This is a genomic window from Methylomonas aurea (genome assembly GCF_024505045.1).
Taxonomy (GTDB): Bacteria; Pseudomonadota; Gammaproteobacteria; order Methylococcales; family Methylomonadaceae; genus Methylomonas; species Methylomonas aurea.
In genome coordinates, this window is record NZ_JANIBM010000015.1 from 24647 (window position 1) to 40245 (window position 15599).

General features: G+C 57.7%; 5 protein-coding genes. 4 read left to right on the forward strand and 1 reads right to left on the reverse strand.

Annotation, left to right across the window (positions count from 1 at the left end):
- Positions 1-186 precede the first annotated feature (186 nt).
- Positions 187-8127 carry a hypothetical protein gene (locus NP603_RS13185; protein WP_256611349.1) on the reverse strand — a complete coding sequence of 2647 codons (7941 nt, stop codon included), beginning with the start codon at positions 8125-8127 and terminating at the stop codon, positions 187-189.
- Between the two features lie 339 nt (positions 8128-8466).
- On the opposite strand from NP603_RS13185, the gene NP603_RS13190 reads away from it, so the two are divergent.
- The 4 genes from NP603_RS13190 to NP603_RS13205 are packed head-to-tail and all read left to right on the forward strand — an operon-like array spanning position 8467 to position 15586.
- Positions 8467-10194, forward strand: coding sequence for a type I secretion system permease/ATPase (locus tag NP603_RS13190; protein ID WP_256611351.1), 1728 nt, complete (start codon positions 8467-8469; stop codon positions 10192-10194).
- A 3-nt stretch (positions 10195-10197) separates the two neighbouring features.
- Entirely contained in the window at positions 10198-11514 is a 1317-nt protein-coding gene (locus NP603_RS13195) for an HlyD family type I secretion periplasmic adaptor subunit (RefSeq protein ID WP_256611352.1), read from the forward strand.
- Entirely contained in the window at positions 11514-12845 is a 1332-nt protein-coding gene (locus NP603_RS13200) for a TolC family outer membrane protein (protein WP_256611353.1), read from the forward strand. Before NP603_RS13195 ends, NP603_RS13200 begins: the two co-directional genes overlap by 1 nt.
- Positions 12809-15586, forward strand: coding sequence for an Hsp70 family protein (locus tag NP603_RS13205; RefSeq protein ID WP_256611354.1), 2778 nt, complete (start codon positions 12809-12811; stop codon positions 15584-15586). Before NP603_RS13200 ends, NP603_RS13205 begins: the two co-directional genes overlap by 37 nt.
- Positions 15587-15599 lie beyond the last annotated feature (13 nt).

A 15599-nucleotide genomic window follows, 5' to 3' on the forward strand; every position in this document is an offset into this window, starting at 1 on the left:
TTCCGCGGCTCGAGATGGCTGCTGTGTTTGCCTAAAAATGCGGAGTTGCCACGGCGGGCGGTATTGGGGAAATTATAGACCGCCAGCGATGTTTTTATTGCCAAGTACGAAGGTTGCCGGAATAACGGCAATAAAAAAGCCGCCCCCGCTTGCGCAGGGGACGGCTTTGGGGCCGCTGGGTAAGGCTTATCCGATCAGGATGTCGTTAGCTCCAGTACCGGACGTTGCCAGCGCGTCGGCGGTGGCGATACCGGTCAATTTGATCAACAAATCGCCGCCGGTGTTTTCCTGGAATACGTAAGTATCGCCGCCGAAAGCGAAGGCACTGGTGGCACCGTCTGCCGTGGTCATCAGCTTGGCTACTTCAACCCATTCCGCCAGGGTATCGATGTCGGCAGCATCGGCACCGCCCAGCGTGATCAGGCCGTCAGTGCTGTCCGCTGTCAGTACTTTCGCCGGGGTAACGCCACTGATTGCCAGTTTCACATCGACACCGGAAACGTCACCGATGATAGTCGGAGTGCCTTCGAGATCCAGAGTATCCGGGCCTGTGCCGTCAGCCAGCGTGAATCCGTTTACCGTATCGAAGCTGCCGCTTTGTGTATTTCCGCTATCACCGGCGGCGAAGACGAAGGTATCTGCGCCAGCGCCGCCCGTCATCGTATCGGCGCCGGCACCGCCGGTGATACTATCGGCCAGACTGGTGCCGGTAATGGTATTGGCATCGGCGTCGCCGGTAATACTGACAATGTCGGTGCCGGTATCGAAGGCATTACCGGAACCGAATGCGGTAAACGTTAGGCCGGCCAAGCTGACTGCCGTGCCGCCGACCACGTTGATTTGCAACGTCGCCGCACCGGCCGCGGTTGCGTTAACCAACAAGGTCGAGCCGGTCAATTGTGCGCCGGTGAACGTTGCGGTTTGACCGGACGTTATGATCAATTGCTCGACGTTGGTGATGCCAGTGTTACCAGCACCGGCGAAATCGGTGCTGGTTACGACTTTCAGTGCGTCGAAATCGGCGCCGCCATTGATGGTTTCGCCGAAACTGACGTCGCCGGTGTCGAACAGGAAGGTATCGTTACCTGCGCCGCCGGATAGGTCATCTGCGCCAGCTCCGCCATCGATGGTTTGAGCGCCGTCCCCGCCAACGATCACGTCTGCCACTCCAGTACCCGCTACCGTCGAGGTGGTTTCGATTCCGACCGTGTCGATCGTGCTGTAACCCAGCGTTGCCAGTCGGGTGACTTGGGCGCCGGTCAGGAAATCGAGTTGGTTGGCGGTAATCGCGCCGATTTGGGTCGAGGTCAAGGCATCGAGCTGGCTGGTGGTCAGTACCGCAAACTGCGCTTCGGTCAACGCCTGTATATCGAAAGTCGTCAATGCGTTCAACTGGGTTGCAGTCAATTTAGGCAATTGGGCTGTGGTTAATGCTTCCACTTGAGTCGTCGTCAACGCGTCGATTTGCGCAGTTGTCAACTTATCGATGACGCTGGTCGAAATCGCCGCAATTTGGGTCGTCGTCATTTTCTGCAAATCGGCGACTTCGATCGAGGCTATTTGATCCGAGGTCAAAGCACCGACTTGGGTTGTACTCAACTGGCTGATTTGCGACGTGGTCAGCGATGCAATTTGCCCGCCGGCGCCGGCAGACAAGGCCGCGATTTGAGTAGTGGACAAAGCGGCCAACTGGGTTGTATTCAAAGCCTGAATTTGCGACGAAGTCAGCGCGGTGAGCCCGCCGGTAGCCAACAAGCCCGCGACGTTGACGAAAGCCATGTCGCCGGCTTCGATTTTGGCCACTTGCGCATTCGACAGCGCTGAGACCTGGGTCGAGGTCAGAGCGGAAACTTGCAAGGTATCCAGGGCCACAACCTGGTCTGTGGTTAGCGCCGCCATCTGGTCAGTCGTCAATGCATTGATTTGCGTCAGCGACAGCTTTTGCAGATCGGCGGTCTGGATCGCTTCGATTTGCCGCGTGGTCAGTTGCGCTATTTGCGTTGCCGATAGGGCCGCGAATTGGGCCGATGACAAGGTCGCGATTTGGCCGTCGGTTCCCAGCGTCAATGCTTGCAATTGGTTGGAAGTCAATGCTCGCAACTGGTCGGTGGTCAACGCCGCGATCTGGCCGTTGGTTGCCGTCGTTAAAGCCTGCAGCGCCGAGATCGATAAACCCTTGATCGCGTCGGTAGTAACCGCTTGCAAATCGGCGGTTTCCATTTTCACGATCTGGTCGGCACTCAGCGCACCCAGCTGGGTCGAACTGAGCGCTTGCACTTGGCTGCTGGTCAGTTTTTCCACTTGCGAAGTCGTCAACGCCGAGATTTGGGTAGAGGTGAACGCTTCGATTTGCGTGGTCTTCAACGCGGCCAAGTCTGTCGTTTCCAGCGCTTGAATCTGGTTCGTGGTCAGTTTTTGCAACTGGGCACTGGTCAGAGCCACCGCTTGTTCGGTGGTCAGAGCGGCGACTTGGCCGCCGGCACCGAGAGTTAATGCCTGGATTTGCGTCGTAGTCAGTGCCGCAACCTGCGCCGTAGTCAGTGCTGCAATCTGGCCGTTGGTTGCCGTGGTTAGCGCTTGCAAGCTATCGGTCGTCAGGCTTTGCAGCGCCGTCGCGGAAATGGCGCGCAAATCGGCGGTTTCCATTCCGGCAATTTGGCCCGGAGTCAGCGCAGCGACTTGTGTACCGCTCAAATTCGCAGCCTGGTCGGACGTCAACGCCGTTACTTGCGATGACGTCAACGCAGCGACTTGGGCCGTAGTCAAAGCTTGAATTTGCGGGGTTTTCAACGCGGCAACGTCTGCGGTTTCCAAGGCCTGAATCTGCTTGGTGGTTAACTTGCTGACTTGTGTTGTCGTCAAATTGGCAATTTGATCGGTCGTCAGCGAGGCGATTTGGCCGTTAGCTTCCACAGTCAGCGCCGTCAGCTGCGTCGTGGTTAAAGCCGCCACCTGGTTAGTGGTCAACGAGGCGATTTGGCCGTTGGTTCCGGTGCTCAGAGCCTGCAGCGCGTCGGTCGTCAGGCTTTGAATCGCGGTGGTGGTAACCGCGCTCAAATCTTCGGTTTCGAAGCCTGCTACTTGGCCTGGCGTCAACGAAGCCACTTGCGCACCGCTCAGTTTTGCCGCTTGGTCCGAAGTCAATGCGGCAATTTGAGTAGAACTCAAGGCCGCTACTTGGCCGGTTGCTCCGGTAGTCAAGGCCTGGATTTGAGCCGCTTTCAACGCCGCAATATCCGCCGTTTCCAGAGCCTGGATTTGGTCGGTGGTCAACGCTGCAATCTGGCTGGATTGCAAATTCAGCACCTGGGTTGAGGTCAGTGCGGCAATTTGGCCACCGGCGCCGGCAGTCAGCGAAGTCAGCTGGCTACTGGTCAGTTCAGTCAGTTGCCTTGTGGTTAATGCGGCGATTTGGCCGTCGGTAGCGGTAGTCAAGGCTTGAATCGCCGAGGTCGACAAGCCTTTGATCGCATCGGTCGTTACTTGCGCCAAGTCCTCCGTTTCCATCGCCGCCACTTGATCGGCGCGCAGCGACGCCATTTGCGCCGATGTCAATGCTCCGGCCTGGGTTGTGGTCAGTTTTTGTACTTGGGTGCTGGTCAACGCCGCGATTTGACCGCCGGTACCGGTTGTCAGGGCCTTGATTTGGTCTACCGTCAGCTTCTGTAAATCAGTCGTTTCAATCGCTGCGATTTGATCCGGCAACAGTTGAGAAATCTGCGTGGTTGTCAGTTTTTGAATCTGCTCGGTGGTCAGAGCGGCGATTTGGCCGGCGGTACCGACCGACAATGCTTGCAGTTGGTCAGAGGTCAGCGCCTTAATTTGCGACGTGGTCAAACCAGCGATTTGGTTACTGGTCAGTGCGGAGATTTGGTCGGTTGACAATCCGCTGATTGCCGTTGAAGCGAGATAAGCCAAGTCGCCGGAATCCAGCGCAGCAATTTGGGCGTCGGTCAACGAAGCAATTTGGCTGGAGGTCAGGGCTTCTACCTGGCTCGTAGTCAGGCTCTGTACTTGGGCCGTGGTTAATGCCGCGATTTGGCCCGTCGCACCTGTGGTCAGTGCGGCGATTTGAACCTTGCTCATCGCTACCAAGTCGTTGGTTTCCAACGCTGTGATTTGAGCGATCCTCAATGCCGCGATTTGTGTCGTACTTAGTTGTTGAACCTGGTCTGCACTTAGGCTGGCGATTTGGCCGGCCGTTCCTTCGGTCAATGCTTGCACCTGGGTCGTGGTCAACGCGGCGATCTGGTCCGGCGTCAATGCGGCAATTTGTACCGTGGACAACTCGGTAATTTTGTCGGTCGACAGTGCCTTGAGCGATGTGGTTGACATATTGGCGATGACGTTGGTCGTCAAGGCCGCAAAGTCTACCGCTTGCATGTTTTCGACTTGAGTGGAGGTAAATTTATTGAACTGGGTGTAGGTCAATGAGGCCGCTTGGCTGGTGGTCAAGGCCTGAATCTGGTTTGCGTTCAATACCGCTATCGCATCGGTGGTCAGTTTGGCTAAAGCGCCAGTGGCGCCGGTGGTCAGTGCGGCGAACGACGGAGTCGGCATATTGGCGACTTGGGTTGCGGTTAATTTCGACGCCTGGTCTGCGGTTAAAGCTGCAGCCTGAGTGCTGGTCAATGCGGCAATTTGCTGCGTGGTCAGGCCTTGCAACTGGGTGCTGGTCAGCGCGGCGATGGCATCGGTTTTTAACGCTGAAATATCCGAAGTCTCGATCTTTGCCAACTGAGTGACGCTGAATTTGGTGACTTGGTCCGAAGTTAACGAGTTGACCTGCGCGGAGGTAAATTTTGCGATCTGGGAGGTAGTCAGAGCGGCAATTTGGGCGGAAGTCAAAGCCGCAACTTGTCCGGTCGCGCCGGTGGTCAAAATCGCGATCTGGTCGGTAGCCAATGCGGCAAGAACAGCGGTTGCCAAGCCTTTGATCGCGGCAGTGGATATGGCCGTAAAATCGGCGGTTTCCATGATGGAGACTTGGGCCGAGCTGAATTTGGCGAGCTGAGTGGATGTCAATGCGGCCGCTTGGTCGGAGCTAAGTTTTGGCAATTGATCCGTCGTTAGTGCGGCGATTTGTGTCGTGGTCAAGCCGGCAACCTGGTCCGTGGTCAGGTTAGCGATCTGAGTCGTAGTCAACGAGGCGATCACGCTCGAACTCAAGCCCTTGATCGCATCGCTGCTCAATTTTTGGAAATCGGCGGATTCGAGGTTGGCGGCTTGGGTCGTAGTCAGGCCGGTCAGTTGGCTGGAACTGAACGACGCGGCCTGGTTGGTGGTCAGTGCGGCAATTTGGGCAGTCGTTAACGCGGCGACTTGCAAACTGGTCAAGCCTGCAATTTGACCGGCACTGCCTGTGGTCAGCAATTGGATCTGATCGGTAGTCAGATTGGAGATGACCCCTGTCGACAAGCCTCTGATACCGATAGACGAGAAGTTGACGAAATCCGTGGAATCGGTGGTTTCGCTGATCAACACACTGAATTGGCTGGTGCTAAGTGCCGCCACCTGAGCCGACGTCAGCGAAGCTTCCTGACCGGAGCTCAAGGCTTCTAATTGTGTCGAAGTCAAGGCCGCAATCTGAGCGGTCGACAAACCGGCCAACAAGCCGGTCGCGCCGGTGGACATGCTGGCAATCTGGGCGGTAGTCAAGCCTGCGATCGTCGCGGTGGATAGGCCTTTGACTCCTGCCGGAGACAGCTTCGCGAAATCCGCGGATTCCATCGACGCGAATTGATCGGAGGTGAATTTCGCGACCTGGGTCGATGTTAGCGATGCGGCTTGATCAGTGGTCAAGGCGGCGATTTGGCCGTTGGTGCCGGTGGTCAACACAGCAATCTGAGCGGTCGTCAATGCTGCGATTTGGCCGTTGGTGCCGGTGGTCAGGCTGGCGAATTGAGTGGTGGTCAAATTCGCAACAATTTCGGTCGAAAGACCTTTGATGCCTAATGAGGTTATTGCGGCAAAATCGGTAGCTTCCATCGACGCAAATTGGGCGGTGCTCAAGATCGCAACCTGGCTGGACGTCAAAGAACCGGCTTGCGCGGTCGTCAAGGCTTCGATTTGCGTGGGTGTCAACGCTTGGATTTGGGCAGTGGTCAACGCAGCGATTTGCCCGGTTGCACCGGTGGTAAAGGCTTGAATCTGCGAGGTGGTCAGTGCGGCCACAGCATCGGTCGTCAGACCTTTAATGCTGGCAACTTTGACTTTTGCCAGATCGGCGGTTTCGAAACTGGTGATTTGCGCAGCACTGAATGCTGCCATTTCGGCTGAGGTCAGCGACGCGGCCTGATCGGTTGTCAGGGCGGCGATTTGGCCGGTCGCGCCGGTGGTCAACGCAGCGATCTGCGCTGTCGTGAACCCAGCTACCGCGGAGTTGGACAGTTCGGCAAAATCGGCGGTTTCTATGGCCTGGACTTGACCAGTCGACAGTTTGGAAATTTGGGCTGCCGTCAGCGCCGGTGCTTGGGTGGTCGACAGTGCGGCGATTTGGCTGGTGGTCAAAGACGAGATGTTGGTGGTGGAGATGCCGGCGATCGCGCTGGAGCTCAGGGCCGCGAAATCCGCCGTTTCCATGTCGCTCAGTTGGTCGGCACTTAACTTTCCGACCTGGGCCGCCGTCAACGAGGCCGCTTGGCCGGTGCTCAGGGCTCTAACATGGCCGCTGGCGCCGGTGGTTAAAGCCGCAATTGCCGTGGTGGTTAATTTGGCAAGGGCGCCGTTGGCTCCGGTGGTCAGAGCCGCGAAATCCTCGGTTTCCATGTTGGCAACTTGGGTCGAGGTCAATGCCGCGGCTTGAGCGCTGGTCAACGAACCGGCTTGCGACGAACCGAACGCCACGATCTGGTCGCTGGTCATCGCCGCGATTTGCGCGGTGGTTAGACCGGCAACTTGGCCGTTGGTGCCGGTGGTCAGTTTCTGGATTTGCGTCGTGCTCAACGAGGTCAGCACGGAGGTGGTCATGCCCTTGATCGCACTGCTGGAGATCGCAACCAGATCGGTCGATTCCATCGCCGCAAACTGGCTGGACGACAAAGCCGCAATTTGGGCTGAGGTGAATGCCGCCGCCTGTTGCGTCGACAAGGCCACGATCTGGCCGTCGGTTGCGGTGGACAGTGCCGCGACCGCAGCGGTGGACAAACCTCTAATCGCATCGGAATCCAATGCGGCGAAGGCGGAGGTCGACAAGGTGCTGATTTGAGTCGAATTAAGCGCTGCGGCTTGAGCCGAAGTCAGCGCTGCGGCTTGGGCGGAGGTCAACGCATCGATTTGGGTTGACTTCAGTGCTGCAACTTGCAAGGTCGTCAGACTGGCGATTTGGCCGGCACTGCCGGTTGTCAGCGCCGCAACTTGCGCATCGCTAAGGCCGCCAATTGCCGATGCCGTCAAGCCTTTGATCGCGGTCGTTGTGATGTTCGCCAGGGCATCGGTCGCGATTTGAGCCACTTGCGCAGAGTTTAATCTTGCGACTTGCGCGTTGGTTAAGCCGTCGGATTGACCGGAGGTCAGGTTTTGAATCTGCGTCGTCGTAATGGATGAGATTACCGATGTGGTCAGTTGGCTGATTGCGGAATCCTTTAGAGCACCGAAATCGGCATCATCCAGAGCGGCGACTTGGGCACCGCTGAGATATTTGGCTTGGTTGGAAGTTAACGACGCGACCTGATCGAAGGTCAATGCTTTGACCTGGGTAGTGGTCAAAGCTGCGATCTGTCCCGCGCTGCCAACGCTGAGACCAGCAACTTGGCCGTTGGTGCCGGTTGTCAGCAATTGAATCTGCGTCGTGGTCAGGCCGCTGAGGACGGCGGTAGTCATGCCGGCGATCGCGGCTGACGAGATCGCGCTTAAATCGGCGTTTTCCATCACACCGATTTGCGCGGACGAAAATTTGCTGATCTGCGATGCGGAAAGTTTGTTGATCGCCTCTGTCGTGAAAGAAGGTATCTGGTCGGTTGTCAATGCCGCTATTTGAGCCGCGCTTAAAGACGGAATCTGGGTCGTCAATAAAGCCGCGATCTGTCCGGTGGCGCCTGTGGTCAGCGCGGCAATTTCGGCAGTCGTCAGAGCCGCAATCTGGGCTGGCGTCAAAGTGGTAATGTCTGTATCGGTGGTGATAGCCATAATTGCGGTCCTGTGTGAATATTTCTGAAATTCGGCAGAATTGTTTTCGGTGCTTTAGAACATCGGCCGAGTACCTGCTTGTGTGTTAGCTTTTCGGTAACGGGCAAAAAAACTTTAGTGGATTTTTACTGGCGTTGAGTTATAGCAGCATCTACGTCAATTAAATATCAGCCCTGTTTGACGACTGTCACAGTTTGGCGAATTGTCACGAAGTGTAGACGCAAAACTGAGTGGCGCATCGAATTTTGTCGGATCAAAAAATGCGACGGATTTGGTGGGGCGCTGGCGAGTGTGTAAAAATCGAGCTGTTTTCGGGAACTTTGAGCCGCCACCAAGGATATGAACACTCCCCAATCCGACCTAATTGAAGCGTTGAGGCTGTGCAAGGGTGCGTTTATATCTGCTGCCGGTTTTAGCTTTGTAATCAATGTACTGCAACTGGTTCCGACCATATATATGCTACAGGTTTACGATCGGGTCGTGCCGACCGGTAACCTGACGACCCTGTCTCTACTGACGCTGATCTTGATGGTGTTGTTCGTGACCATGGGCGTATTGGAATGGGTGCGTTCGCAGATTTTGGTCAGAGTCAGCACTCGCATTGAGGTCCTGCTCAGCGAACGCTTATTGAAAGTGGCTTATAAAATGGCGTTGTATTCGAACGGCCAGCGCGCCAGCATCCAACCGCTCGACGATTTGACTGCATTACGCCAATTCATGACCGGCAGCGGTTTGTTCGCCTTTTTCGATGCGCCATGGCTACCGATCTATCTGGCGGTGATGTTCATGTTCCACCCCTGGTACGGTTGGGCCGGCGTCGTCACGGCAATCCTGCTGGTCATCGTCGCCTACGTGCAGGAAAAGACCACCAGCCGGATGCTCAGCGAGGCCAACAGCACGGCTATGAATGCCCGCAATCTGGTCAGTAAGAACCTCAGAAACGCCGAAGTGCTGGATGCGATGGGCATGTTGCCCAACATCCAGGGTCGCTGGCTGAACAGCGTGCATAAAGTGTTGCGTCTGCAAGCCGTTGCCAGTTCCCGTGCCGGCTTGATTAATGCCGTGTCGAAGTTGGTGCGCTTGTCGTCGCAATCGTTGATATTGGCGCTTGGTGCCTATCTGGTCATCGAAAACGAGATTTCCTCCGGCCTGATGATCGCCGGTTCGATCCTGTTGGGCCGTGCACTGGCGCCGATCGATATCGTGATCGGCACCTGGAAAGGCTTTATCAACGCTCGCGGCCAATATAACCGGTTGAACGAATTGCTGGTGCAGATGCCGGCCGAATCGAAAAAAATGAAATTGCCCGATCCGGTCGGCGCATTCCAGCTCGATATGGCGCAAGTGACGCCGCCGGGGGCAAAAACTCCGGTCATCAAAGGTATCAGCATGGCCATTGCCAAAGGGGACGTGGTCGGCGTGATCGGCCCCAGCGGCGCCGGCAAATCGACTTTCGCCCGAGCCTTGCTCGGCATTTGGCCGACTTCCAGCGGCACGATCAGGCTGGACGGTGCCGAAATCTTCAATTGGAACCGGGACGAATTGGGGCCGCATATCGGCTACTTGCCGCAGGATATCGAATTGTTCGAAGGCACCATCAGTCAAAACATCGCCCGATTTGGCGAGGTCGATCCGGAGAGAGTCGTCGCCGCGGCGAAAATGGCCGACGTCCACGAACTGGTACTGCATTTGCCAGACGGCTATAACACGGTGATCGGCGCGAATGGCGGCAACCTGTCCGGCGGCCAGCGCCAGCGCATCGGTTTGGCGCGGGCTTTGTACGGTAACCCGGTCGTCGTGGTACTGGACGAGCCCAACTCCAATCTGGACGAACAGGGCGAAGTCGCGCTGGGCCGCACCATTCAGCGGCTCAAAGCCAATAATGTCACGGTGATTGTTATCACCCACCGCAACAACGTCTTGAACAATGTCGACAAGTTGCTGTTGCTCAGCGACGGCCAATTGTCGGTTTACGGGCCGAAAGACCAGGTCGTGGCCCACTTACAAAAGGTTGCGTTGCACACCGCCCAGCAACAACGGGCCGAGCCGGCCCAAGCCAAAGGGTAAACGATGAATCAATTTCCGGAGCTGGAAGCCGTCTCTTTGGTCACCGACGACCGGCCGATCCGCAATATCGGTAACGCTGTCATATTTGCCACGCTCGGTATCTTCGGAGTTTGGAGCTATTTTGCGCCGCTCGATAGCTCGGCGATGGCGCCGGGCTACGTCGCAGTCAAATCGCACCGTAAAACCGTGCAACATTTGGACGGCGGCATCGTCAGCGAGTTGTTGGTCAAGGACGGCGATTTCGTCAAGGAAGGCGACGTGATGATCCGGCTCGACGATACCTCGATCCGCGCGGAACAGGATATTTTGCGCAGCCAACAGATCACGTTGTCGGCCCAGGTCGCCAGGCTCAGCGCCGAACGCGACCGCAAGCCGGCCGTCGAATTTCCGGATACGTTGCAGGATGACGCCGACGCTCGCACGCTGGAAGCCAAACAAGCCGAGAGCCGGATATTTCTGGCGCGAAAACTTTCCCATGAAGGCGAAATTTCGGTGCTGAAACAACGCGCTACCCAGTTAGCCAGCCGGGTCGAGGGTTTGCGGGGGCAACGCGCTGCCAAACAGGCTTTGGCCGAGTCGTATAAAGACGAACTAAAGGACTTGCGCGAGTTGCTGGCCGAAGGTTTTACCGGCAAACAACGGGTGCGCGACATCGAGCGCAATCTGACGTTGGCGTCCGGCGAAATCGCGGCGCTGACTGCCGAAATTGCCGGCAATGAAATGCAGATCGGGGAAACCCAGTTGCAGATTTTGCAACTGGAGAAACAATTCCAGGAAGGAATCGCCGGCAAGCTCGGCGAGGCTCAAGCCCAACTTTTCGACGTTACGCAGCGCTTGGCCGCGGCGCGGGAAAAGCTGGCCAGAACCGAAATCCGCGCGCCGGCCGCCGGCCGCGTGCTGGGTTTGACTCTGCATAACGTCGGCACCGTCGTCGGTCCGGGGCGGCCGATTCTGGATCTGGTGCCGCAAAACGAAGATCTGATCGTCAATGCCCAGGTGTCGACGATGGACATCGACCGGGTACACGAAGGCCTTAAAGCCGAGGTCCGGTTCAGTTCGTTCAAACAATCGGTGGTGCCCAAACTCGACGGTATCGTGACCAATCTATCTGCCGACCGGCTCAGCGACGAAAAATCGGGGATGGCCTATTACCAGGCCCAAATCGAATTGACCCCGGACAGTTACGCAAAACTGGGCGAGGTGGAATTGTTGCCTGGCATGCCGGCCGAGGTGCTGATCACGACCGGCGAGCGCACTGTGCTGGAATACCTGCTGCAACCGATCACCAACGCCGTCGCCCGCGCCTTCAACGAAGACTGATGAAATCGGCTTGGAGTTTTGCCTTAGCATTGGCGGTGTCGAGCTTCGGCCAGGCGGCTGCCGACGACCTACTCAGCGTTTACCAGCAGGCGCTGGCGGGCGATCCGAAATTGAAAGCCGCCGGTTTGAAACTGAATATCGGTACTGCGCAAAAAGAACAATCCTTCGGCGAATTCTTGCCGCAAGTCACCGCGACCGGCAACTGGTCGCATAACGAGCAGACCGTCAGCGGCGGTGCGCGCGAGATCAACACCACCTATCCCGGCAAGCGTTACTACATCTCGGTCAACCAGTCGCTGGTCGATCTCGCCAAATTTTGGAACTGGCGCCGGGCCAAGGAAACCGAGAACGTCTACATCGAAGAGCAGATCGAAGCCGAAAACGCGCTGATCGACGATGTGGTCGAGCGTTACTTCGATCTGCTGCAAGCCGAGGACCAATTGAATTTACTGCGCGGCGAAACCGAAGCGTTGGCCGTGCAGTACGAACAAATCAAGCGCCAATTTGCCAAGCAACTGGTCAAAGTTACCGATCTTTACGAAGTCGAGGCCAGGCTCGACCAATTGCAGGCCAGCCAGATCGAAGCGGAAACCGCATTGGTCAAAGCGCGGGAAAATTTGCGCGAGATGACCAGTAACCTGCCGCAAGACTTGGCGCGGTTGCGCGAGGATATTGACTACAAGGTGCTGGAGGGTAATCTGGAGGATTGGATTGCCGTGGCGAAAAGCGAAAATCCGCTGCTGCGGGCCCAACTCAGCGCGATCGAAGCGGCCAGTGATGATGTGGCGATGCAACGCTCCCGGCATCTGCCGGTGGTCGATTTGCAATTTAATTACTTCAACAGCGATACCGGCTACCAAAGCTCGCGCACGCCGCAAACCGAAGTGCAGACTGCCGGCATCAACGTCAGCGTGCCGATTTTCAGCGGCGGCGTGATTTCGGAAAAAACCAACGAAGCCCAGCATCGGTTGGAGTTGGCAAAAAACGAAAACGAAAGCAAAATCCGCGCCCTGGTCAAGGAAATCAGCGACGCGTTTTTAACCTCCAACGCCAGTGTGCGGCGGATTGCAGCGTCGGCCAAAGCTCTGGAGTCGGCCAAAAAATCGCGCGAAGCCAAGGAAAAAGGCTTTAAATTCGGCCTGGAAACCGTCGGCGATGTGCTCGATGCTCAGCAAGCCGAATTCCGCGCCAGACGCGATTTGGCGCTCGGTCGCTATAGCTACGTCAAGAACCGGATGCGTTTTTTGCACGCGGTCGGCGTAATCTCGCCGCAAAACCTGGAAGAAGTTAACCAATGGCTGCAGCAGCCGCAACCCACCAGCCCGAACTAAGCATTTTGAATACCTCAGCCAGCCAATATTTAGTCGGTATCGATCTGGGTACCACCCACACCGTAGTGGCCTATGCCGCTGTCGGCGATCCGCACAAGACCATCCGTCTTTTCGAAATTCCGCAGATGACCGCGCCGGGCGAAGTCGCGTCCAAACCTCTGCTGCCGTCGGTGCGTTACCATCCGGCGGCGGGCGAATTGAGTGCGGAAGCCGGTTTCCTGTTGGCCGAGGATGGAGCCGTGCTGGGCGAAGCCGCGCGAGTCCTGGGTGCCAAATCGCAGGGCCGCCTGGTCACCAGCGCCAAGAGTTGGCTGTCGCATACAGCAGTCGACCATACGGCGCCGATTTTGCCGTGGGGGAGTGACGAGTCGGTATTCAAGGTATCGCCGTTGGCGGCCAGCGCGAGTTATTTGCGGCACGTACGCATTGTCTGGGAGCAGCGCTTTCCCGATGCGCCGCTGGCGAGTCAAACCATTGTCGTAACCGTGCCGGCGTCGTTCGACGAATCGGCGCGCTCGTTAACGCTTGAGGCCGCAAAGTTGGCCGGTCTGGCCGACGTGCGCCTGCTGGAAGAGCCGCAGGCGGTGTGTTACGACTGGTTGCGCCGCCATGCCGGCAGCATCGAGCCCAGCCTGGCCGGCAGCCGCTTGATGCTGGTTTGCGACGTCGGCGGCGGTACCACCGACTTGACCCTAATCAAAATCGAATACGGTGCCGGCGAGCCGAAATTGACCCGCATCGGCGTCGGCGACCACTTGATGCTGGGCGGCGACAATATCGATCTGGCCCTGGCGCACTTGGCCGAGAGCCGGTTACGCGGTACCGAACGCAAACTGTCCAGTGCCGATCTGGCGCAATTGCTGGAGCAATGCCGGATCGCCAAAGAACGCTTGTTGGCCGACGATGCGCCGGAACAGGTGGCAGTGACCTTGCTCGGCGCCGGATCCAAATTGATCGGCGGCAGTAAAACCGTAGCGTTGAGCCGGGAAGAGATCAGACAGATTGCGTTGGACGGTTTCCTGCCTCTGTCGGGGCTGCAGGAACTGCCGGACAAGAAGCGCAGCGGCGTGGTCGAATTCGGTCTGCCCTACGCGGCGGAGCCGGCCATCAGCAAGCACATTGCCGGTTTTTTGCAGTCGCATGCCCATGCCGCGCAACAGGCGCTCGGCGAGCAAGGCATCGTACCCGATGCGCTGTTGTTGAACGGCGGCGTGTTTCGCAGCCGGGCACTGGTGCAGCGGGTAACGGGGCTGTTGTCGGCTTGGCGCGGCGGCCGGGCGCCGACCGTGCTGGATAACCCGGACCCGGAATTGGCGGTTGCCTACGGTGCAGTCAGCTACGCCATCGCCCGCCGCGATAAAAAATTGCGGATCGGCGGCGGCGCGGCGCGCAGTTATTTCTTGCTGGTCGACAGTGCCGGGCAAACCCGGCGCGGCGTCTGCATTCTGCCGAAAGGCAGCGAAGAGGGGCATGAAGTGTTGCTGGCCGGCCGCCAATTTGCGTTACGCGTCGGCCAGCCGGTGCGCTTCCATTTGCTGTCGGCCAGTGGCGACGGCGATTACCGCACCGGCGACCTGGTCGAACTCGACGACGACCGCTTCCACAGCTTGCCGCCATTGGCGGTGGCGTTCGAAGGCCAACAGAGGGCTGAAGTCGCCGTGCAGTTGTTGGCAACCTATACCGAAGTCGGCACCTTGCGTTTGCAATGCGTCGCGCTGGATGGCGAGCGCCAGCGTTGGGATGTCGAATTTCAGATCCGCAAGGCCAAATCCGCGTTGGTGAATGCCGATCTGCCCGCGCAACTGCCGCAAGCCCTGGAAAAGATTCAGGCCGTATTCGGCGCCAAATCCAAACAAGTCGACCCGCAGGCGGTAAAAACCTTGCGTGCCGATTTGGAAAAAGTGTTGGCCGCCCCGCGCGGCGAGTGGCAAACCCCGCTACTGCGCGAATTATGCAATGCCTTGTTGGACGGCAGCAAATACCGCCGGCGCAGCGAACAGCACGAGCGGTTGTGGTGCAGCTTGATCGGGTTTTGCCTGCGGCCCGGTTTCGGTTATCCGCTGGACGACTGGCGGGTGGAGCAACTGTGGAAGCTGTATCCCGAAGGTCTGCAGTTCGTCAACGAAAAGCAGAATTGGGCCGAATGGTGGACCTTGTGGCGGCGAGTCGCCGGCGGTTTGCCGGCCGAGGCCCAGCAACGAATTTTTAACGATATCGGCAAGTTCATTAATCCGGCCTCGGCCCGCCAGCCGGGGCTGGCGAAGCAACTCGCAACCCGCGGCTACGAGGACATACTGCGGTTGGCGGCATCGCTGGAGCGTTTGGCGGTGGCCGATAAATTGCAATTAGGCGAATGGCTGCTGAAACGTTTGGCCAAAGCCGGCGAACCCGAACAAAGCTGGTGGGCCTTGGGCCGGATCGGGGCGCGGATACTGTTTCACGGCAACAACCACGATGTGATACCGCCGGCTCAGGCGTCCGCTTGGTTAAACCAATTGCTGGCTGCCGATTGGAAAAAGCAGGTGCAGATCGGCTTCGCCGCGACCTTGCTGGCGCGGCGTTGCGACGACCGCGTCCGCGATATCGACGACGACTTGCGCCGGCAAGTGCTGGATAAATTGAAACAGGCCAAAGCCCCGGCGTCGTGGCAGGACATGGTGGCCGAATACACAGCGCTTGACGAAAGCCAGGAAAAACAAATCTTCGGCGAAGCCTTGCCGCCTGGATTGAAACTGATTTAGCGCTCGGAGATAG

What these genes read in the sequence shown, in the direction of transcription:
- NP603_RS13190 (WP_256611351.1), top strand. Translation starts at nt 8,467, where the DNA reads ATGAACACTCCCCAATCCGACCTAATTGAAGCGTTGAGGCTGTGCAAG.
- NP603_RS13205 (WP_256611354.1), top strand. Translation starts at nt 12,809, where the DNA reads ATGGCTGCAGCAGCCGCAACCCACCAGCCCGAACTAAGCATTTTGAAT.
- NP603_RS13200 (WP_256611353.1), top strand. Translation starts at nt 11,514, where the DNA reads ATGAAATCGGCTTGGAGTTTTGCCTTAGCATTGGCGGTGTCGAGCTTC.
- NP603_RS13195 (WP_256611352.1), top strand. Translation starts at nt 10,198, where the DNA reads ATGAATCAATTTCCGGAGCTGGAAGCCGTCTCTTTGGTCACCGACGAC.
- NP603_RS13185 (WP_256611349.1), bottom strand. Translation starts at nt 8,127, where the DNA reads ATGGCTATCACCACCGATACAGACATTACCACTTTGACGCCAGCCCAG.